Below are 21479 nucleotides of genomic sequence, written 5' to 3' on the forward strand. Positions count from 1 at the left end.
TTTCTCGGGCATAATATGCCCTTTAAATGTAGCGGCGTTTTTTATGTCGTTGCCATGACGTTGTTTGTTAGTGTATTCATTTTTAAGGTGGTATTTATGCAGCATAATTCTTTACAGGAATGGCTTGCCTCCAGTGCGTTGGGTGGCGCGAATCAAGCGTATATCGAAGAGCTTTATGAAAGTTATCTTGAAGATCCGGGCAGTGTGGATAGCAGTTGGCAGGCGATTTTTAAAACGTTGCCAAAATCCACCGCACTTGAACAGCCCCACTCGGTCGTGCGTGATTATTTCCGCCGTTTAGCCCGAGAGAATCATTCGCAGAGCATTACCGTTATCGACCCCGAAGCGAGTGCGAAATTAGTTAAAGTACTCCAGTTCATCAACGCTTATCGCTCCCGTGGTTATATTGAAGCCACTCTTGACCCCCTCAATTATTACCGTTGGAAAACCTCCTCCGTTCCCGAGTTAGATTATCATCAACATGGCTTAACCGATGCCGATTTGGACGAAAGTTTCAATATCGACTATGCCGTTTACGGCAAAGAAACCATTAAACTCAGCGACTTAGCCCGTGATTTGAAAGCCACTTATTGCGGCAATATCGGCTTGGAATTTATGCACATTCATGATATGGAACAGCGTAACTGGTTGCAAAGTAAACAGGAAAAATGGATTCAACAGCCGCTTTTTATGAAAGACGAAAAAGTGAATTTACTCAAAGAATTGACGGCGGCGGACGGTTTGGAACGCTACTTAGGAGCAAAATTCCCGGGGGCAAAACGTTTTTCCCTAGAGGGAAGTGATGCCTTTATCCCAATGATGAAAGAAATTATTCGCCATGCCGGACGTAATGACATCGACGATATTGTTATCGGCATGGCGCACCGTGGGCGCTTAAATATGTTGGTGAACGTGTTGGGTAAAAAACCGGCGGAATTATTCGATGAATTTGCCGGTAAACACGCGGAAACCAATCGCACCGGCGATGTGAAGTATCACCAGGGTTTTTCTTCCGATTTTGCGGTCGATGATAAACGGGTGCATTTAACCCTGGCGTTTAACCCGTCTCATTTGGAAATCGTCAGCCCGGTGGTTATCGGTTCCGTACGCGCCAGACAAACCCGCAAACAGGATTTGGAACATAACCAGGTGCTTGCCGTTACCGTGCATGGGGATTCCGCCGTGGCAGGGCAGGGTATTGTGCAGGAAACCTTGAATATGTCCAATGCACGCGGTTACAAAGTGGGCGGCACAATTCGTATCGTCATTAATAACCAAATCGGTTTCACCACCTCCAACCCAAACGACACCCGTTCCACCGAATTTTGTACCGACATTGCGAAAATGATTCAGGCGCCGATTATTCATGTGAACGGCGACGACCCGGAAGCGGTGGCTTTCGCCGCCCGTATGGCGGTGGAATATCGCAACGCCTTCAAACGGGATATTTTCATTGATTTAATTTCTTATCGTCGTCACGGGCACAATGAGGCGGACGAACCTTTAGCTACCCAACCGATGATGTACGGCATCATCAAAAAACACCCGACACCGCCGAAAGTCTATGCCTCCCGTTTAATTCAGGAAGGCACCATCAGCGAAGAAGATGCCACCGAAATGACCAATTTATATCGCGATGCGTTGGACAACGGCGAATGCGTCGTGCCGGAGTGGCGCGCTATGGATATGGCGAAAGTAGATTGGTTGCAATACCTCAATTATGACTGGACGGCGCCATACGAAAGCCACTTCCCGTTGGAGCGTTTCCAAACGTTGGCGAAACGGGTTTCCCATTATCCTGATTACGTGCAGCCGCATCCGCGTGTGGAAAAAATCTATGCGGATCGTAAAGAAATGGCTCAGGGCGATAAATTATTGGATTGGGGCATGGCGGAAACCATGGCGTACGCCACCTTGTTGGATGAAGGCACTCATGTGCGTTTGTCCGGTGAGGATGCGGGGCGCGGTACCTTCTTCCATCGCCATGCGGTCGTGCATAACCAAAAAGACGGCACCGGCTATGTGCCGTTGACCCAATTACACGCCAACCAAGGACGCTTTGAAGTGTGGGATTCCGTGCTGACCGAGGAAGGGGTGCTTGCCTTTGAATACGGTTATGCTACGACGGATCCGAAAACCTTAACCATCTGGGAAGCGCAATTCGGTGATTTCGCCAATGGCGCGCAAATCGTGATTGACCAATTCATCAGCTCCGGCGAACAAAAATGGGGCAGAATGTGCGGTTTGGTGATGTTGCTGCCGCACGGTTATGAAGGGCAAGGCCCGGAACACTCTTCCGCCCGTTTGGAGCGCTATTTGCAGCTCTGCGCGGAACAAAATATGCAGGTGTGTATCCCGTCAACGCCGGCGCAGGTTTATCACATGTTGCGTCGTCAAGCGATTCGCAAAATGCGTCGTCCGCTCATCGGTATTTCGCCGAAATCCTTATTGCGCCACCCGCTGGCGGTATCTACGATGGACGAACTGGTGAACGGCACTTTCCAAACCGTTATCGGGGAAATTGACGCACTCGATCCGAAACAGGTCAAGCGCGTGGTGATGTGTTCGGGCAAGGTGTATTACGATTTGTTGGAACAACGCCGTAAGAACGAACAAACGGACGTTGCCATTATTCGTATCGAACAACTTTATCCGTTCCCGCATGATGATGTGAAAGCGGTGCTTGCGCCTTATGCTCATGTGACGGATTTTGTGTGGTGTCAGGAAGAACCGCTGAACCAGGGCGCGTGGTATTCCGGCAAACACAATTTTGAAGCGGTCATACTGGAAAGCGCGAAATTAACCTATGCCGGTCGCCCGGCTTCCGCCTCTCCGGCGGTGGGCTATATGTCATTGCACACCAAACAACAAAAACAATTGGTGGAAGACGCGTTGACACGTTAATGAGGAGATAAAGTGCGGTGATTTTTTGCCGCGTTTTTCGTGCGAAAAAAAACACGGCGAAAACCGACCGCACTTTTCATCAAAATATAAGACTTAGCTAAACGAACATAAAAAAGGAATAAACATTATGACGATTGAAATTCTTGTCCCCGATTTACCTGAATCCGTTGCCGATGCCACGGTGGCGACCTGGCATAAAAAAGCGGGCGATGCGGTGAAACGTGATGAAGTGATTGTGGAAATTGAAACCGACAAAGTGGTGCTTGAAGTGCCGGCGCAGGCGGACGGCGTGCTTGCCCGGATTTTGCAGGAAGAAGGGGCGATAGTTGTCAGCAAGCAATTGCTTGGCACTCTGGAAGATTCGGTGACAGCGGCAGCCATTGCCACGGAAAAAAACGCGGAACCGACACCGAAAGATCGTCGCACGGAAGTGCCTGATGAACCGCATGTCACCGATGCGCAAGGCCCGGCGGTACGTCGTTTATTAGCCGAACACGGTTTACAACCTTCCGATGTCGCCGATGTAAAAGGTACCGGCGTGGGCGGCAGAATTACCCGTGAAGATGTGGAAGCGATCCTCGCCCAACGCACCGCTGTTGCGGCACAACCGCAAGTGGCGGAAGACACCCTCAGTACCGTGGCGTATGCCGCACGTAGTGAAAAACGCGTGCCGATGACTCGTTTGCGTAAACGTATTGCAGAACGTCTGTTGGAAGCCAAAAACACCACCGCCATGTTGACCACGTTCAATGAGGTGGATATGCAGCCAATCATGAACCTGCGCAAACAATACGGTGAAAAATTTGAAAAACAACACGGCGTGCGTTTAGGTTTTATGTCTTTTTATATCAAAGCCGTGGTGGAAGCCTTAAAACGTTATCCGGAAGTGAATGCCTCCATTGACGGCGACGATGTGATTTATCACAACTATTTCGACGTGAGCATTGCCGTTTCCACGCCGCGCGGTTTGGTCACGCCGGTATTGCGCGATTGCGACAACCTTTCCATGGCGGACATTGAAAAATCTATCAAAGCTTTGGCGGAAAAAGGTCGTGACGGAAAATTAACGGTGGAAGATTTAACCGGCGGTAATTTCACCATTACCAACGGCGGTGTGTTCGGTTCGTTGATGTCTACCCCGATTATCAACCCGCCGCAAAGCGCTATTTTAGGCATGCACGCCATTAAAGAGCGCCCGGTGGCGTTAAACGGTCAAGTGGTGATTCGCCCGATGATGTATTTGGCGCTGAGCTACGATCACCGCTTAATTGACGGGCGGGAATCCGTCGGTTTCTTGGTGACGATAAAAGAGCTGCTGGAAGACCCGACAAGATTATTACTTGAAATTTAATAAGAAAACCGCTTGTTTCTTGCTTGCAAGACAAGCGGTTTCGGTTTATAAAAACGCCTTAAGAAAAAAACGTTGTTTATTCTTCGCAGATAAGCTTGCTTATTTGAGCACGCCAACGGGTTGTTGGCAAGCCAACATTCAAAAAATAATATTTTTTACAACCGCACTTTTTATCAGAATATTTATCACGCAACAGAGGATTTTGTATGAATTTACATGAATACCAAAGTAAGCAGGTTTTTGCCGAATATGATTTACCGATATGCCGAGGCATCGCTTGTAAAACCGCAGACGAAGCGGCAGAAGCGATCAAACAGCTGAAAGGCGATGTTTGGGTTGCCAAGTGCCAAGTGCATGCGGGTGGGCGCGGAAAAGCCGGTGGCGTGAAGTTGGTGCGTAATGAAGCGGAAGTGCGCGCTTTTGCGGATAAATGGCTAGGGCAACGTTTGGTGACCTTTCAAACCGACGCCAACGGACAACCGATCAACATTATTTATGTGGAAGAAACGGTCAATATTGAACGTGAATTATATTTGGGCGCGGTGATCGACCGTGCTTCACAAAAAGTGGTCTTTATGGCATCTGCCGCTGGTGGCATGAATATTGAAGAGGTGGCGGCGAAAACCCCGGAATTATTGCATAAAGTGGTGTTGGACCCGCTGGTGGGTGGAATGCCTTATCAAGGGCGCGAATTGGCGTTTAAGCTGGGGTTAAAGGGCGATCAAATCAGCCAATTCACCCATATTTTTACCCAACTGGCGAAAATGTTTATAGAGCGGGATCTCTCTCTGCTTGAAGTCAACCCCCTTGTCGTCACGCAAGAAGGCAAACTTTCCTGTTTGGATGCCAAAATCGTGGTGGACAGCAATGCACTGTATCGCCAGCTTGATTTAGCCACCATGCACGATATTACCCAAAGCGATGCGCGTGAAGCCTTGGCGGAATTACATCAACTGAATTATGTGGCGCTGGACGGCAATATCGGCTGTATGGTTAACGGCGCCGGGCTTGCCATGGGCACGATGGATATTGTGAAACTGCACGGCGGACAACCTGCAAACTTCCTTGATGTAGGTGGCGGCACAACCAAAGAACGGGTAGCGGAAGCCTTCAAAATCATTCTTTCCGATAAAAATGTCAAAGCCGTATTGGTGAATATTTTCGGTGGCATCGTGCGTTGCGATCTGATCGCCGAAGGCATTGTGGCGGCGGTGAACCAAGTGGGCGTACATGTGCCGGTAGTGGTGCGCTTGGAAGGCAACAACGCGCCTTTAGGACGGGAAATTTTAGCCAACAGTGGTTTTAATATTATTGCGGCGAAAACCCTCACGGACGCGGCGGTGGAATCTGTCAAAGCAGCAAACGGTAATCTATAAGGAGTGAATGATGTCAATTTTAATCAATAACAATACCAAAGTGATTTGTCAGGGCTTCACCGGCGGACAAGGCACATTCCACTCCCAACAGGCATTGGCTTACGGTACTCAATTAGTGGGCGGCGTGTCCCCCGGCAAAGGCGGCACAACCCATCTGGGCTTACCGGTGTTCAACACCGTGCGGGATGCCGTGGAAGCAACCGGCGCCACCGCAACGGTGATTTATGTGCCTGCACCAGGCTGTAAAGACGCCATTTTAGAAGCCATCGACGCGGGCATTCAGTTTATCGTGTGCATTACCGAAGGGATTCCGACATTAGATATGTTGCTGGTCAAACAGCGTTTAAATCAAACCGGCGTACGTATGATCGGCCCGAACTGCCCGGGTGTGATTACACCGGAAGAATGCAAAATCGGCATCATGCCGGGCGATATTCACAAGAAAGGCAAAATCGGCATCGTTTCCCGCTCCGGCACGCTCACCTATGAAGCGGTCAAACAAACCACCGACGAAGGTTTCGGGCAATCCACTTGTGTGGGTATCGGCGGCGATCCGATTCCCGGCTCCAACTTCGTGGATATTCTCAAATTATTCCAAGAGGATCCGCAAACGGAAGCTATCGTCATGATCGGCGAAATTGGCGGCTCGGCGGAAGAGGAAGCGGCGGCGTTCATTAAACAACACGTCACCAAGCCAGTAGTCAGCTACATCGCCGGCGTCACCGCCCCGAAAGGTAAACGCATGGGACACGCTGGCGCCATAATCAGCGGCGGCAAAGGCACCGCCGATGAAAAGTTTGCCGCCCTCGAAGCCGCCGGTGTGAAAACCGTCAGAAGCCTAGCGGACATCGGCGTGGCATTGCAGGACGTGTTGAAGAAATAATTGGCGTTAGTGAGATAAAAAGTGCGGTCGGTTTGAAAAACGTTTTTTAAATCGACCGCACTTTGATCTACTCCCCAAAACTTGGACAGATTAACCTGAGTTTGGGGAGATAGATCATTTGGATTCCCTTAAAAGTGCGGCTGTAATTTTCGTTAAATCAAAACAAACTTTATGCTACTAACGCAGTTTGTTTTAAGCGGTTTTTCAGTTTGGTATATTCCACTACTACATAGTGTTCTGCCCAAGCTTGATCCTCAATTTTATCAATACGCACCGCGCTGTATTTGTATTCCGGCGTTCTTGAACCCGGGTTTAAATGTTCGGCGGTGAGTTCATTGCATTTGCCGATCCACCATTGGTAGGTCATATAACAGGCGCCTTTATTAGTACGGGTGCTCACATTGGCGCGGGAAATCACCTTACCGCGTACAGATGAAATCCACACCAAATCATTATTTTTAATGCCTAATGCCTTTGCGTCTTGGTCGTTCATTTGAACGAATCCCGGTTCATCCGCCAAGGCGGCTAATGCGCGGCAGTTACCTGTCATAGAACGGCAGGAATAGTGTCCCACTTCGCGTACGGTGGATAGTACCAACGGGAATTCTTCGGAAAGATCTTCCATGGGCGGTTCCCAGTCGCAGGCAAAGAATTCGGCTTTGCCGCCTTTGCGGTCGAAAATTTGTCCTTCATACAAATACTGCGTACCTTGGTCTTCCGGTCCTTCGTCGGTACAAGGCCATTGAATATAACCCAGTCCCTCCATTTTTTCATAAGTTGCACCTTTATAAATCGGGCAAAGTTCACGCAGTTCGTCCCAAATTTCTTTGGTGTTGTTATAGTGCATCGGGTAACCCAAGGCTTGCGCCATGAGGCTGATGATTTCCCAGTCGTCCTTGACATCGCCCACCGGTTCAACGGCTTTATAGAAGCGTTGGAAACCACGGTCGGCGGCACTGTACACGCCTTCATGTTCGGCACAGGAGGTTGCCGGCAAAATCACATCCGCTTCTGCAGCGGTTTGGGTCATGAAAATATCCTGTACGATGATGAATTCCAAATCCTTGAAGGTTTGTTTCATGGCGTTAATATCCGGTTCGGTTTGTAATGTGTCCTCACCCATGATGTAAAACGCTTTGAGTTTGCCTTCTTTCACTGCGTGCGGTACTTCACTTAACGGCACGCCCGGCTTGGTCGGAATGGACGGTACACCCCAGGCTTTGGCAAATTTCGCGTTAATTTCCGGATCGGCAAAACTTTGATAGCCCGGCAGGGTGTTAAACAATGCACCCATATCGCACGCACCCTGTACGTTGTTTTGACCACGTACCGGGTTCACACCTACATTCGGTTTACCAAGATTACCCGTCAACATTGCCAAACTTGCCAACGCACGAACGGTTTCCACCCCTTGGCGAAATTGACATACACCCATGCCCCACAAGATCGTGGCGGTTTCCGCTTTCGCATAAGTGCGGGCGATTTCACGCAACATATCAGGTGCAATGCCGGTGATGTGTTGCGTGGATTCAGGTGTGTATGCTTTAATGGTTTCATAGAACGCATCAAAGTTTTCGGTGTGTTCATCAATGAATTTTTGATCTTGCAACCCTTCTTCCAAAATCACATTCATCATGGCATTTAAGAACGCCACGTTACTACCGTTGGCAAGCGGCGCATAAATATCCGCAATACGGGCAGTTTCGATTTTACGAGGGTCACAAACAATGATTTTCGCACCTTTTTCTTTGGCGTGATTAATCCGACGCGCCACGATTGGGTGTGAAGTGGAGGCATTATAGCCGAAGATAAATACACATTTGGTGTCTTCAATCTCAACGATTGAATTGGACATTGCGCCGTTACCGACCGATTTGAGCAGACCTGTTACAGAAGGGCCGTGTCATACGCGCGCACAACAGTCAACGTTGTTATTTCCTAATACCGCACGGGCGAATTTTTGCATAACAAAGTTGACTTCGTTACCCGGACCGCGGGAAGACCCTGTCACCATAATGGATTCGTTACCGTATTTTTCACGGATTTCTCTGAGACGGTTAGCGGAGTAGGAAATTGCTTCTTCCCAGCTTACCGGTGTGAATGATTCGCCACGTTTGTAGCGGATCATCGGTTGAGTCAGGCGAGGAGTCAGGATTTTGGTGTCATGCACGAAATCCCAGCCGTAATATCCTTTTAGACACAACTCCCCTTCGTTGGTCTTGCCGTTTGCACCCTCAGCTCCCACAATTTTGTTGTTTTCAACCAAAAGATTGATCTTACAACCTGAGGCACAATACGGACACACAGTAATCACTTTTTTAATTGCCATAGTAATGTCCTTATTTGAGATATAACACGAGATGGATAAATTATTGTTATTGTCCAAAGCCATCATACTCCTAAACACTAGGATAGACCTACAAAAAGCATGGATTTATTGATATAGAACAGGTTTTTTGCGAATTTTGGGATTTGATAGTGAAATTATGTCATCACTAAAGATGGGGTAATAACTTTAACCGATTAAATAAACTGATATTTTCCTTTTCCTTGTCCTTCTACCTTTTTAATAATGCCGATTTTTAGCATTTTTCCAAGCAGATCGGAGGAAGGCGAGGCAGTAAGCGTTAAAATAGCAATAAGGTCAGCACGGGAAAAAATAGAATAGCCGACCGCCAGGTATAATTTTTCAATGTGACTGATGGTTTTATATGAAAGCCCTTTTTGATTTTTTAAAAAGTCCTTCAAATTTTGAATATCCTGTTTTTCGGGTTGAATGTCCTGTTTTTCGAGTTGAATATCCTGTTTTTGGGGTTGAATATCCTGTTTTTTAACTAAAACAGGACTATTGATATGTAACAATCGATTACTTAAGAGATGATTTTCATTGAGTAACAAATTTCTAAGAAATAACACGATGTACTCTGTCGTTTCATGTATGTCCTGCGCCAAGTTATTATAATTGGCTCGAACTAACGCATTTCTGAAATACCATGAATGTTCGGCAAAAATATCATTTGTGACATCAAACCCTAAAGTTTTAAGGTATTTAATAAAAAAGACAGCTGTTGTTCTTGTATTTCCTTCTTTAAATACATGGATTTGCCATAACCTAGCGATAAAAATCGCCAAATGTTCAATAACTTCATTCAGTAAGAGATTTTTATAACTGAAATTTCTCTCTTGAGCTAAATCATATTCCAACGTAGCCTTCAATTCCGAAGCACTGCCATAAGACACCGTAGCGCCTTCTAAAACCCACTCTTTTTTAGTGATGTTGTATGTACGAATCTGACCGGCATGAGAATAAATGCCATTAAAAAGATATTTATGAATAGATAAATATTGAGTGGTATTGAAGGAAAACGCCGGTTCAGACAATAACTTCGCAATACGCACCGAAACTTTATCCGCTTCTTCAGTACGCTCATCATTCTCCGAATGCGGCTTTTCTTCATAATATCGACCAATCCACCGCTCTGCCGTATCAAGGGAAATTTCCCCTTCAATATTTTTAATTGCCGTATCAATTAAATAGCGGGAAGGTTTTAACCCATCCACATCCTGCAAACCAATTGCCGTTTTCCACGCATAACCTTTCTCTTTTTTATCGGCTTCAACGTGTCGGATATATTCGGCAAAGGGATCTTTTGTCATGGGTTGTCCTTGTTAGGTAGAAAAGTGCGGTCGTTTTTTCTTACGTTTTTTTATAGCGCATGAACGTGTGCGGGTGAAATTCTAGCTTGAGTAAGAGGATTCTACAATCTGAAATTGTATTGTTTGATTTTCATAAACCGTGAACATATTACATCGAAAAAATATAAGAAAAACCCACCGCACTTCCCTACAACACCAGAATCTCCGCAAGCACCCGTCCGTCTTTCAAAAAATCATACATAAACTGCACGGATTCTTTTACCGCGTCGGTCATGGGGAAACCGAAAGAAACCAGATCCGGTTGAATGCCCACAAAGACGATTTTTTTAATGTCTTGTTCCAACTGTTCGATTAAAAAGTTAAGGGGCATATTATGCGTGCTCATGAAGAACATTTCGGCGATGGCTTCTTTTTCGATAATGCGGATTTTGCCGGGCGCCAGCTCCATATCGGCGGCATCGAAAATCAGCAGAAGCTCGGGTTTAAGTTGCCGTACGATGTGGGTGACATTTTCCGGGGCGGATCCGCCGTCAAGTGCGGTCCAATTTTCCAACGGATTTTCAGTTAACAGCCGATACAGGTACGGACCGGCGCCGTCATCGCCCATCATACTGTTGCCGACGGTGAGAATGATATTGTTACTCGTCACGACGTTTCACCATGATATACATCACCGGCTCGCGCTGAATGGAAGCCAAGGTGTCCATTAAAATTTCGGTCCATTGTTGATGTTGCGGGGTGAAATGAGCTTTATTTTCGTCCAGCGCCTTCGCCAATAAATTCACATGACCGGAATCAATCACGATTTCGCCGAATTTCATTAACCCTGCAAATTTACGCTTTGCCTCCCCTTCCGGGAACGCGGCGACAAATTGTTGATAATCCTCATAGTCGCAAATCAGTAATTTTTTGAAGCAATCAATCACACCCACATGGTGACCGATTGCCAAGGAGTAATACATTACTTGCTGCGCCTGTTCCGGCACTTGTTCATCGTTTTCTACGAAACGCTCATTTAATAGATAGAAAAAGACTTTGGTTGTCATGATATGTCCTTATAACGACGGAGGATGATAATCTTAGTGCCGGTTTACACTGATGGCGCGCGTCGGGAGACTACAGCTGTTCGAAATATTATAATTCATTGATATTTTTAAATATCTTGCCTTCCTCCGTTTACGGGGGACAAAACGCAATGCGTTTTGAGCGTTGGCGCTGCCAACGACCCCAACGGGGTGAGCAAGTGAGTTTCCGAGCTTGCGAATAACGTGCCCGAAGGGCGGAAGGGGGGATTTATCTTGATGTTTTTCACAGGATTATGCTTAAAAATTGTGATTTCGCCCCCCTCAGGGCTTCGCCCAGCTCCCCCCCCGTAAACGGGGGGAGCCAAGTTTTTTTCTCTTTATATAAATAGTTACAATGTTTAAAACAACTGTGGTCGGGAGACGCGCGCTATCGTTTTAGCCAATAAATCAACCGGAAAACGGCATACTGATGGCGTGCAGGCGGTTGACGATTTCGCTCAGGCGAGGATCCGCTTCCCGTTCCAAGTATTCCCCTAAACGCACGCCGAACGGCACTCTGTCGTCTTCCGACATCATCGCCATAAATTGATTGGCGATGTTGCCGCCTTGGCGGTAACCGGCGAGACGGCGCGCCTCCCGCTCTAAACTGATACGCAAATCCAACGGAATGCCCGGGAAGCGTAATTTGGCGTCGGCATTCGGGTCGGCTTTTTCCTGTTTGCCTTTCAGTTTTTGATCGAGCAACCCTAACGCTATGGCGAAACCGTAAATGGTCGCCGCCGGGGTCGGCGGGCAGCCCGGGATATACACATCAATCGGCACGATTTGATCGCTGCCGCCCCAGACGCAATACAAATCATGGAAAATCCCGCCGCCACAGCCGCAAGCGCCGTAAGAAATACAGATTTTCGGATCGGGCGCCGCCTGGTAGGCACGCATTGCCGGCGTACGCATAGCACGGGTTACTGCGCCGGTGAACAACAGAATATCCGCATGACGGGGCGATGCCACCACTTTAATACCGAAACGCTCCGCGTCGAAGGTCGGCGTGATGGTGCTGAAAATTTCGATTTCGCAACCGTTGCAACCGCCGCAGTCCACACGATAGACATACGCCGAACGTTGAATATTCTTCAACAGGGTTTGTTTCATTTTGGCGATATTTTCATCTATGCTGAATGGCGTTGAAATACCATTGACCGGCATTGGAATTTGTGTGTTCATCGTCTTTCGCCTCCTGCTAAAACTCTTGAATTTTGCACCGCACTTTCTTCCCGTTGCTCGATCATTTGTTTGAAATTCAGGCGCACTGGTTCTTTGAAGTCGATGAGTTTCAGCCGCATATTGGATTCCATGTTTGCAGTTTTTTCCAAACTGCCTTGCCGTTTGCACACCGGGCAGGTATGCAATACCGCCAGTTTTTGTTTGACCAAATTCGGGTCATCCAAAGTTTGTTTGAATAAATCAATGGTGTAATTCAGCTCTTTATAGGAAATGAACGGTTGACCGCATTCCTGACAGGCAACGGTCGCAAAGGTGGTTTCTTGATAAAGATCCTGTTTGTTGGTCACCGATAATTCAAAATCCTGCGTTAAACGAATGGCTTTGGTCGGACACACTTCTTCACAACGACCGCAGAAAATACAGCGCCCTAAGAATAAGGACCAAGTGCGATCGCCGGTCACCGGGTCGGTACGCATGGTTAAGGCGTTCGCCGGACACGCCATGGTACAGGCGGCACATACAATACATTGATCGGAATTGAGTTCCGGTTTGCCTCTGAAATCATCATCCACTTCATAAGGTTTGAACGGGTATTTGGTGGTAACGTCACCGGCTTTAAATACGGTTTTAAGTAACTTAAACATGCTTCCGCCTCCCTTATTTCAATGGTGAGTTTTTACGTTCGATGCCGTAGCGTTCGATTTCTTTGTAATCCACGGTTTTCGCCTTGCGTTTGCGCACATCCACCACGGTAACGCGGTCGGTACAGGAATAGCAAGGGTCGAGACTACCGATAATCAACGGCGCGTCGGAAACCGTATTACCACGCAACATATAACGTAATGTCGGCCAGTTGGCATAGGTTGCCGCACGACAACGCCAACGGAACAATTTTTGGTTGTCCCCCAGCATTGACCAGTGAATATCTTCACCGCGCGGCGCTTCGGTGATGCCGAGGGCAAAACGTCCCGGTGTGTAATTGAAGCCTTCTTTCAGGATTTCGCCGCTAGGTAAGTTATCTACCATGTAATCGATGATATTCATGGATTCAAACACTTCGTTGATCCGCACTTTCACGCGGGACAACACGTCGCCGTTTGGTTCGGTGAACAAGTCGAAAGGCACATCGCCGTAACCGGAGAACGGATGCACTTTACGTACATCGCGGGCAAAACCGGAACCACGAATCATCGGTCCCACCGGGCTGAAATCACGGGCAATGTCTTTCGCCAAAATCCCCACGCCTACGGTGCGTTGTTCCATGTTCGGCGTAGAAAGCAGAATTTCCGACAAGGTTTTAATTTCCGCACGCATTTCCGCAATCAGCTTGATACATTGTTCACGTTGATGTTTCAGCATATCGCGACGCACCCCGCCGATGAGATTAATACCGTAAGTTTTACGCGCGCCGGTGAGCACTTCCGCCAAGGTCATGGATTTTTCCCGCACACGGAAGAACTGCATAAAGCCCGTATCAAAACCGGTAAAGTGGCTGGAAAGCCCTAAATTCAACAAATGACTGTGCAACCGTTCCACTTCCAGCAAAATCGCACGGATCCACTGCGCCCGTTTTGGAATTTGAATGCCTAACGCACTTTCCACGGAATTGGCGTAGGCGACGCTGTGGGTAAACCCGCAAATGCCGCACACACGGTCGGCGAGGAAATTCACCTGGTCGTAATCCATGCGGGTTTCCGCCAGTTTTTCCATGCCGCGATGCACATAGAACAAACGGTAATCGGCGTCGATTATGTCTTCACCGTCCACGAACAAACGGAAGTGTCCCGGTTCGTCGGACGTAATATGTAACGGCCCGATCGGCACGATACGCGCTTCGCCTTTTTCGTTAATAAATTCGTAAGTTTCCGTCGCCGTTGTCGGATCCGGACGCAAGCGATAATCCATGGAATCTTTACGCAACGGGTAAAGATCGTCCGGCCAGTCGTCCGGTAATACCAAACGGCGTTGATCGGGCAAACCCACGGTTTTCAAACCGTACATATCGAACAATTCACGTTCGCCCCACACCGCCGCTTTTACTTTCGGCGTGATGGACGGGAATTCCAACGTAATGGGATCCACCAAGGCTTTAATGGTGATGAAGGTTTTCACTTCCCCTTCCATGGAAAGCACATAGTACACCGCATAATTGCCGTGAATCGTCCGTTCGTCATTGCCGAACACCAACGGCAACCAGCCGTCATGTTGGTAGTAAAGGTATTCCACCACGTCAGGTAACATATTGGTTTTAATGGTGAGCGTCACCTGATTCGGTGTTGACCACTCCTCGTCCAAAATCGTATTCGGAAATTTAGCATTGACTGCTTCAATATAATTTTTGCCAAGCATTTTGCCCGGATCGACGGATGTATTTTTCGTTAATTCCATTTTTTTCCCCCTCTTGTCGATCATTTCGCTAAACGTTGCCAAGGTAAAACTAACATATCGCCAAAGGATACTTGTTCAGATCCGAGTACGATTTCGACCGCACTTTTTAATAACTGCAAGATGGGTTCGGCAATATGAATGCCCATTATGAACATTAATAGCAATAGTATTGCCATTGCTACTAATGAGATTTTATTAACGTCTCCCGCCTCAATATTATCGGGTTGTTTTCCTAAAACGGTTTTCAGAATCATTAAAGCTAATCCTGCCAACACAATGGTTAATAAGATTAGACAGAAAATAACCAACCATGTTTTACCCGCGTAAATACCGGCAACCGCAATACTGAATTCGCTGACGAATACGTTAAATGGCGGTAATCCGCCTAATGCCAATGCACCACCAGCAAAAAGCACGGCACTCACCGGTGCAACCCGCCATAAACCGCGGACTTGATTCATGTCACGGGTTTTGTATTTCAATAAAATGTTACCGGAAGCACAGAACAACAAGGTTTTTGCAAGACTATGGTTAATCGTATGCAAAAGTCCGGCAAACACACCGATTGGACCACCCAAACCGAAAGCGAAACTGATTAAGCCCATGTTTTCGATACTGGAGTACGCCAGTAATCGTTTGATGTCGAATTGCACGATGATAAACAACGCGGCAGCCAAAACGGAAAGTAACCCGAATACCAATAACAACGTTTGCGGATAGGCAGAACCGACGGCTTTTGAAACCAAAATGTAGTAACGCAACACCACCAACATGGCGCAATTCAATAACACGGCAGACAAAATTGCACTCACCGGGCTTGGCGCTTCACTGTGCGCGTCGGATAACCAAGTATGCATTGGAAATAGACCGCACTTTGTACCGAAGCCGATGAGGATAAATGCGAAGGCGATGTACATGAGCATCGGATTTAAACCGGCAGCTTGTTGATTCAACGCGGACCAGAAAATCGCTTGGCTTGGATCCGCCAGCAGATTATTTCCGTTAGCAAAAGTTAAGATTGTGCCGTACAAGCCGAACGCCACCCCGACGGAACAAATAATGATGTATTTCCATGCCGCTTCGAGAGACGTTTTTTGTTTATAAATGCCTACCAAAAATGCGGAACTCAATGTAGTTGCTTCAATGGCAACCCACATAAGAATCACATTATTGGTAATCACGGAAATAATCATGGTGAAAAAGAATAAGTGCAAAAATCCGTGATAATTGCAGAAATCCTTAAAGCTAAGATGCCCTTCTTGTAATTCGGTGCCGATATAACCGATGGAATAAATACCGGCTAATATGCCGACAACCGCAATTAATCCCAAGAAAATCGCGGAGAGACTGTCAATATAGACCCAATTATTTAAGGCACTGATTTCACCTTGAGTAAGTACGCCGTTAATAATTTGTAGAGCGAATCCCACCATCAAGATTAAGCCCGTTACATGAAGTGCAGTGCAAATTGTCCGATTTTTTGTCGAGCGACAGGCAAAGCATGCCAACGCCACGGCTAAAGGTGCGGTCAATAACGCGATTATCCATTGTTCATACATAGCGTTACCCCTTCAAACTCATAAGTTGTTTTGCATCTAATGAATGGAACGTGCGGTAAATTTTATTTACCAACACCACCATTATGATGACCGCAAATATCGCATCGGTAGCAATTCCGATTTCCACTAACTCCGGTGCTTTATTTGCCAATAAGGCTAAGGTGAGATGAGAACCGTTTTCCATCAAACAATAACCGAACACTTGTTTTACGATATTACGTTGGCTGACGATACAGACCAAACCGAGCAAGAAGTGACTTAAGGACACGGAAAGCGCCGGTTTGAGGTGTTCCACCAACGGCAAATCAATCGGGATGACAACAAAGTAGCACAATGTCACTATCACTGCTGTGATCGGGATCAACCAAGCGATATTCATTCCGCCGGGTGTTTGACTTTCGTCAATGTTTCGCATGGCATAAATTAAAATCGCCGGCACTAAAATCACTTTGGTAATAAACGCGCTGATGGACCACATATAGAGCTCGTGCGCCTGCATTTCATAAGCAAGATGCACAAACAACAACACCAACACTAAGGATTGCAAGCCGTAAAACAATGCCGCTTTTTTGGCGGTTCGTACCATAATTACGCAGAGAGAGGTAATAATGAGTAAACTTGCAAGGGTATTTATCATTAACATAGATTCCTCCTTAACCTGCCAAACCCAGCCAATAGGCGACGATGAAACCGGAACATACGGACATCACCATCAACACCACCAACACGACGCTCATGGAAAGCGTAATCGGTTGTGCTTTGGCAACGGCTTCTGACGGCTGCCCGATGACGCATTGTCCGAATTTATACAGCAACCACACGAAGGTTGCGGTGGATTCGATCAAGGTGATAACCATCAAAATGGTGATCCAGCTATATTCATTACCTAACTCAAAGCCGGCAGCAAATAACGGGAATTTACTGAAAAATCCGTTAAACGGCGGCACCCCGGCAATAGCCAAGGCGGCAACGCCAAATCCCGCACCGACCACCGGCATGGTACGCATAATCCCTTGTAACAACGGCATGGAACGGGTTCCTGTGGCATAACTTAAAGAACCTGCCACCAAGAAGAACAAGCTTTTTGCAAAGGCATGGTTAAAGATATAGGCGATGGCGGCGACGAAGGCTAATTTAGCCCCCAGCGCGGCAAGAGAAATACCGATAAAAATGTAAGACAATTGGGTGATGGTGGAATACGCCAACAAGCGTTTTAAATCCGTTTGCGGCAAATACATCAGGAAGCCGTAGATTAAGGTAATCATCGCCATGATGATGCCCACTTCGCCCACAATATGTGGAATTTCACCGGCAGACATCACCGCACGGGCGAAAATATACACCCCCACTTTCACCATAGACGCCGCGTGCAAATAAGCACTCACCGGTGTCGGTGCTTCCATGGCGTTCGGTAACCAAATTTGCATCGGCAATTGTGCGGATTTACCCCACGCGGCAAACATCACGCCGAATAACACGATGGTTTTCACACTCGGATCCAACTGCTCCAACGCCGTAATGGAAAACGTACCGGATTTGCTGAATAAATAGGCTGCCGCAATGTATAAACCGATGGCGCCCACATGGGTGATAATTAGGGCTTTCATTGCCGCCGCCATGGCTTTCGGGCTTTGATAATAACTAATTAATGCCCAGGAACAGCCGCTGGTAATTTCAAAGAACAATAATTGTCCCGCCAAGGTGGAGGATAACACCAAGCCCGCCATGGCACCGATAAAGATAAGTAAAAAGGCGTAAAAACGCGGTAAGCCGTTGTGCGGGTGTTCGCGGTTTTTATCGGTTAAATAGCCACAGGAATATAAGCAGATCAAGAAACCGAGGCTGACCACGGCAAAGCCGATTAAGGTGCTGACCGCATCCAGCGTCACACCGAAGATCATGGTTTGATCGAACGCCACCAAACCGTAAGTCACGCTTTGCTTACCGCTTAAATACCATTGCCCCGCCAATGCGCTGATACAGGCGGTGGTTAAGGCGGCGAAGATTGTGGCTAATTTGGCGAAATGCGTTTTATTTAAGCCCACAATAAAGGCGCCCACAAACGGCAAAATGATTGTAATCAGAGCTAAACGTTCCATATTTTTTCCTCCTTACAATCCTGTGAAGTAAAACACAAACGCCAACACAGAAATGCCGAAGCCGACAACGGTTAAACGTCCGGTTAACATGAAGCGGGTACGGGAAAGCGTGTTTTCAAACACACAAGCCAACACGAACACCACCAACAATTTCACGAAGAAAAAAACGGCGCCGAAAACGACCGCACTTACACTGAAATTCTGTGCCGCACTGAATGGCAATAACACGCTCACGAAGATGGCGGCAACCACCATGGATTTTAAGCTCAAGCCAATTTTCAGTAAGGCAAGGGACGGACCGGAATATTCGGTCAACGGGCCTTCTTGTAATTCCTGTTCCGCTTCCGCCAAGTCGAACGGGATTTTACCCATTTCAATAAACACGGCGAAGAATGCGGCAACCAAGGCGACCACGGTGGCTATCGGATATTGCCAGCTTTGATCCGCCAGCTGCGTACCGATCACGGCAAAATTGGTGGAACCGGCGATCAAGGCGATCACCAAAAACGCCAACATTAAAATCGGCTCGACCAACACGCCCAAAGTCACTTCACGACTTGCGCCCAAACTTGAGAAGGTGCTGTTGGAATCCAATCCGGCGATGGAGAAGAAGAAACGGAACAGCGCGAATAAATAAATCACGGTGATTAAATCGCTGCCCGCACCGAACGGCGACACGCGGGTGAATAACGGCAAGCTCATCGCCACCACCATCACGGTGCTGATTAACACATAAGGCATGATACGGGATACCGCACCGGCATTATCCGGCCAAATATTCTGCCGTTTCATTAATTTCGCAATGTCGCGATAATCCTGTAACACGCCCGGACCGCGACGGGATTGAATCCGCGCGCGGATCATGCGTGAAATACCGGAGAATAACGGGACAAGGGCAAGCAGAATCAAGGCTTGCACGATGGCTAATACGAACATTCCGGCGGATGTTGCAATTTCTGAAGGTAAAGTAACCATCATCAACCTCCTACATCAACGCAATGGAAAGCAGTAACGCCGCCAAGGCAATGACGAAATACACACAATACACGCGGAAGTCGCCTTGTTGCAGCCATTGAATTTTGGTTCCAAGCCAAGGAATGAAATGCCCGATCGGCATGGTGACTTTTTCTTCCCAGAACGGTTCGGTTTTGGTTACGCCTTTAATTAACGCCTGAACGCCTTTATCGCCTAACGGCGCAGGATCCAACACTTCGCGCAAGGTATAAAGCGGTTTGAAGATAATGCGCAACGGACGGGTAAAGCTGCCCGCAGATGCCGCCATATCCGCTTCATAGGCATAACCGCAAGCCCACGGATTGCCTTTGGCACGATCGGATAACCGTTGATTTTTGGTAAAGGCGTAGTAAGTGAACGGCAGGAAGAAGAACGCCAACAACATGATGGTCACCATCGGTGTAGAAAGCGCCGTATTCGGTTCGGCTTGCGCAACCACAATGCCGTTATGCGCCAAGGTCATGGTTTCGGTATTGGCAAGTGCGGTGGAAATTTTCGCAATTATTGGGGTAACCACGGAAGCGCCCACACCCAACAACACGCAACATAACGCCAAAATCGCCATGGCAATCACCATCTGTTTCGGCACTTCCCGTGCATTCGCCGCTTTTTCGCTACGCGGCGCACCGCCGAAGCTGATACCGTACACTTTCACGAAACAGAGCGCGGCAAGCGCACCGGTTAACGCAAGCATGATAATGGCAATCGGGCCGGCAAGTTTTAACACGAAATCATCGCTTTGGCTTAAGCTGAACAAAGATTGATAAGTAAACCACTCGCTGACGAAACCGTTAAACGGCGGCAGTGCGGAAATCGCCATGGTACCGATTAAGAAACAAAAGGCGGTATATGGCATTAATTTGCCTAAGCCGCCCATTAAATCCATGTCTTTGGTATGTAACCGATACATCATTGAACCGGCGCCCAAGAACAACAACCCTTTAAACACCGCATGGTTCAATAAGTGATATAAACCGCCGAGCAAACCTACTGTAGCAAGCACCGGATGGTGTGTGGCGATACCAATCATGCCGACACCCACGCCCATCATGATAATGCCGATATTTTCGACGGTGTGGTATGCCAATAATTTTTTAATATCATGTTCGGCAAGGGCGTAAAGCACACCGAGCACGGAAGACACCGCACCGAAGCCCAACACAATCACGCCGTACCACATATTGGTGGCGCCTAATAGATCGATCCCCACTTTCACGATCCCGAAAATACCGATTTTCACCATCACGCCGGACATTAACGCAGACGCATGAGAAGGCGCCGCCGGGTGGGCTTTCGGTAACCAGCTGTGTAACGGAATCATCCCCGCTTTCGCGCCGAAACCGAGGAACGCCAGAATAAATACGGTAAAAGCAAGAGGTTCGGAAAGGGGGGTTTGACGGAAATCGCCGAATTCAAAACTGCCCGCATAGCAGTAGAAGATAAAGAAGGCGATCATAATTAATACGGAACCGGCATGGGCAATGAAGAAATACAATAAACCGGCATTCACCGCGTTGTCGTCTTGTTCCGTCAACACAAGGAAATAAGACGCCAACGACATCATTTCAAAAAAGACCAGGAAGTAGAACGCATTATCGCAGGTCACTAACGCAACCATCGAAGCGATAAACAAATTCATGAAGAAACCCATCGAACCTGCGCCTTTGCCTTTATACTCTTTCACATAAGAGAAAGAATAGAGTGCGCTCACCACAACCAACAAAGAAATCACACACACCATAAACGCCGCCAATCCGTCAATGCGGATTGAAAAATTGGCAAATTCAAACGGGGTTTGGAAAACATCAACGACAGGGTCGCTGCTGATAAGAACGGGGATGCAGGCAACAATGCCTAAAGCTCCACCAAGTACACCGGTCACGCCGGATATATTGATTGAAAGTTGTTCATTCCGACTCAGGATTAACGAAATAAACGCCCCGACGACATAAATCAACAGGGTCGTGATGAGTAAACTGATTGCATAACTCATAATTTC

The 21479-nt window shown here is 47.5% G+C and carries 16 protein-coding genes; 4 read left to right on the plus strand and 12 right to left on the minus strand.

Annotation, left to right across the window (positions count from 1 at the left end; all coding sequences use genetic code 11):
- Positions 1–96: 96 nt before the first annotated feature.
- The 4 genes from sucA to sucD all read left to right on the plus strand — a co-directional run bounded on the left by sucA (position 97) and on the right by sucD (position 6514).
- Entirely contained in the window at positions 97–2904 is a 2808-nt protein-coding gene (gene sucA, locus DK423_RS07205) for a 2-oxoglutarate dehydrogenase E1 component (protein WP_176607398.1), read from the plus strand.
- Between the two features lie 127 nt (positions 2905–3031).
- The gene (odhB, locus tag DK423_RS07210; protein ID WP_005558071.1) at positions 3032–4255 is read left to right on the plus strand and encodes a 2-oxoglutarate dehydrogenase complex dihydrolipoyllysine-residue succinyltransferase; all 1224 of its coding nucleotides are present in this window, start codon (positions 3032–3034) and stop codon (positions 4253–4255) included.
- A 206-nt stretch (positions 4256–4461) separates the two neighbouring features.
- Complete coding sequence (gene sucC, locus DK423_RS07220) at positions 4462–5631, plus strand: ADP-forming succinate--CoA ligase subunit beta (protein ID WP_005558072.1); 1170 nt, start codon at positions 4462–4464, stop codon at positions 5629–5631.
- 10 nt (positions 5632–5641) lie between these two features.
- Positions 5642–6514 carry a succinate--CoA ligase subunit alpha gene (gene sucD, locus DK423_RS07225; protein WP_005558074.1) on the plus strand — a complete coding sequence of 291 codons (873 nt, stop codon included), beginning with the start codon at positions 5642–5644 and terminating at the stop codon, positions 6512–6514.
- Between the two features lie 169 nt (positions 6515–6683).
- Here the strand turns inward: sucD and fdhF are convergent, their stop codons facing one another.
- The 12 genes from fdhF to hyfB all read right to left on the minus strand — a co-directional run bounded on the left by fdhF (position 6684) and on the right by hyfB (position 21473).
- The gene (gene fdhF / locus DK423_RS07230; RefSeq protein WP_080567491.1) at positions 6684–8837 is read right to left on the minus strand and encodes a formate dehydrogenase subunit alpha; all 2154 of its coding nucleotides are present in this window, start codon (positions 8835–8837) and stop codon (positions 6684–6686) included.
- Between the two features lie 200 nt (positions 8838–9037).
- Complete coding sequence (locus DK423_RS07235) at positions 9038–10171, minus strand: Fic family protein (RefSeq protein WP_061886600.1); 1134 nt, start codon at positions 10169–10171, stop codon at positions 9038–9040.
- A gap of 187 nt (positions 10172–10358) precedes the next feature.
- The gene (gene hycI, locus DK423_RS07240; RefSeq protein WP_005558082.1) at positions 10359–10820 is read right to left on the minus strand and encodes a hydrogenase maturation peptidase HycI; all 462 of its coding nucleotides are present in this window, start codon (positions 10818–10820) and stop codon (positions 10359–10361) included.
- On the minus strand, positions 10810–11217 hold the full coding sequence (locus DK423_RS07245; RefSeq protein ID WP_005558083.1) for a formate hydrogenlyase maturation HycH family protein: 408 nt from the start codon (positions 11215–11217) through the stop codon (positions 10810–10812). Before DK423_RS07245 ends, hycI begins: the two co-directional genes overlap by 11 nt.
- Before the next feature lie 426 nt (positions 11218–11643).
- Positions 11644–12420, minus strand: a complete 777-nt coding sequence (locus tag DK423_RS07250) for an NADH-quinone oxidoreductase subunit B family protein (RefSeq protein ID WP_005556273.1) — start codon at positions 12418–12420, stop codon at positions 11644–11646.
- Positions 12417–13064 (minus strand): formate hydrogenlyase complex iron-sulfur subunit, encoded by a 648-nt coding sequence (locus tag DK423_RS07255; RefSeq protein ID WP_005556275.1) that lies wholly within the window; start codon positions 13062–13064, stop codon positions 12417–12419. Before DK423_RS07255 ends, DK423_RS07250 begins: the two co-directional genes overlap by 4 nt.
- Before the next feature lie 13 nt (positions 13065–13077).
- Entirely contained in the window at positions 13078–14808 is a 1731-nt protein-coding gene (locus DK423_RS07260) for a hydrogenase large subunit (protein WP_061886803.1), read from the minus strand.
- Positions 14809–14828: 20 nt separating this feature from the next.
- The gene (locus DK423_RS07265; protein WP_109043933.1) at positions 14829–16367 is read right to left on the minus strand and encodes a hydrogenase 4 subunit F; all 1539 of its coding nucleotides are present in this window, start codon (positions 16365–16367) and stop codon (positions 14829–14831) included.
- Positions 16368–16371: 4 nt separating this feature from the next.
- Entirely contained in the window at positions 16372–17010 is a 639-nt protein-coding gene (gene hyfE / locus DK423_RS07270) for a hydrogenase 4 membrane subunit (protein WP_005556281.1), read from the minus strand.
- Positions 17011–17020: 10 nt separating this feature from the next.
- Positions 17021–18466 (minus strand): hydrogenase 4 subunit D, encoded by a 1446-nt coding sequence (locus DK423_RS07275; RefSeq protein ID WP_061886801.1) that lies wholly within the window; start codon positions 18464–18466, stop codon positions 17021–17023.
- Positions 18467–18478: 12 nt separating this feature from the next.
- Positions 18479–19441 (minus strand): respiratory chain complex I subunit 1 family protein, encoded by a 963-nt coding sequence (locus DK423_RS07280; RefSeq protein WP_005556284.1) that lies wholly within the window; start codon positions 19439–19441, stop codon positions 18479–18481.
- A 10-nt stretch (positions 19442–19451) separates the two neighbouring features.
- Complete coding sequence (hyfB, locus tag DK423_RS07285) at positions 19452–21473, minus strand: hydrogenase 4 subunit B (protein ID WP_005556286.1); 2022 nt, start codon at positions 21471–21473, stop codon at positions 19452–19454.
- Between the last annotated feature and the right edge of the window lie 6 nt (positions 21474–21479).

The organism is Aggregatibacter actinomycetemcomitans (genome assembly GCF_003130205.1).
Classification (GTDB): domain Bacteria; phylum Pseudomonadota; class Gammaproteobacteria; order Enterobacterales; family Pasteurellaceae; genus Aggregatibacter; species Aggregatibacter actinomycetemcomitans_A.

Bases quoted from the DNA above. Each gene is read 5' to 3' on its own strand.
- sucA (WP_176607398.1), top strand. From the start codon at position 97: ATGCAGCATAATTCTTTACAGGAATGGCTTGCCTCCAGTGCGTTGGGT.
- odhB (WP_005558071.1), top strand. From the start codon at position 3,032: ATGACGATTGAAATTCTTGTCCCCGATTTACCTGAATCCGTTGCCGAT.
- sucC (WP_005558072.1), top strand. From the start codon at position 4,462: ATGAATTTACATGAATACCAAAGTAAGCAGGTTTTTGCCGAATATGAT.
- sucD (WP_005558074.1), top strand. From the start codon at position 5,642: ATGTCAATTTTAATCAATAACAATACCAAAGTGATTTGTCAGGGCTTC.
- DK423_RS07235 (WP_061886600.1), bottom strand. From the start codon at position 10,171: ATGACAAAAGATCCCTTTGCCGAATATATCCGACACGTTGAAGCCGAT.
- DK423_RS07245 (WP_005558083.1), bottom strand. From the start codon at position 11,217: ATGACAACCAAAGTCTTTTTCTATCTATTAAATGAGCGTTTCGTAGAA.
- DK423_RS07250 (WP_005556273.1), bottom strand. From the start codon at position 12,420: ATGAACACACAAATTCCAATGCCGGTCAATGGTATTTCAACGCCATTC.
- DK423_RS07255 (WP_005556275.1), bottom strand. From the start codon at position 13,064: ATGTTTAAGTTACTTAAAACCGTATTTAAAGCCGGTGACGTTACCACC.
- DK423_RS07260 (WP_061886803.1), bottom strand. From the start codon at position 14,808: ATGGAATTAACGAAAAATACATCCGTCGATCCGGGCAAAATGCTTGGC.
- DK423_RS07265 (WP_109043933.1), bottom strand. From the start codon at position 16,367: ATGTATGAACAATGGATAATCGCGTTATTGACCGCACCTTTAGCCGTG.
- hyfE (WP_005556281.1), bottom strand. From the start codon at position 17,010: ATGTTAATGATAAATACCCTTGCAAGTTTACTCATTATTACCTCTCTC.
- DK423_RS07275 (WP_061886801.1), bottom strand. From the start codon at position 18,466: ATGGAACGTTTAGCTCTGATTACAATCATTTTGCCGTTTGTGGGCGCC.
- DK423_RS07280 (WP_005556284.1), bottom strand. From the start codon at position 19,441: ATGGTTACTTTACCTTCAGAAATTGCAACATCCGCCGGAATGTTCGTA.
- hyfB (WP_005556286.1), bottom strand. From the start codon at position 21,473: ATGAGTTATGCAATCAGTTTACTCATCACGACCCTGTTGATTTATGTC.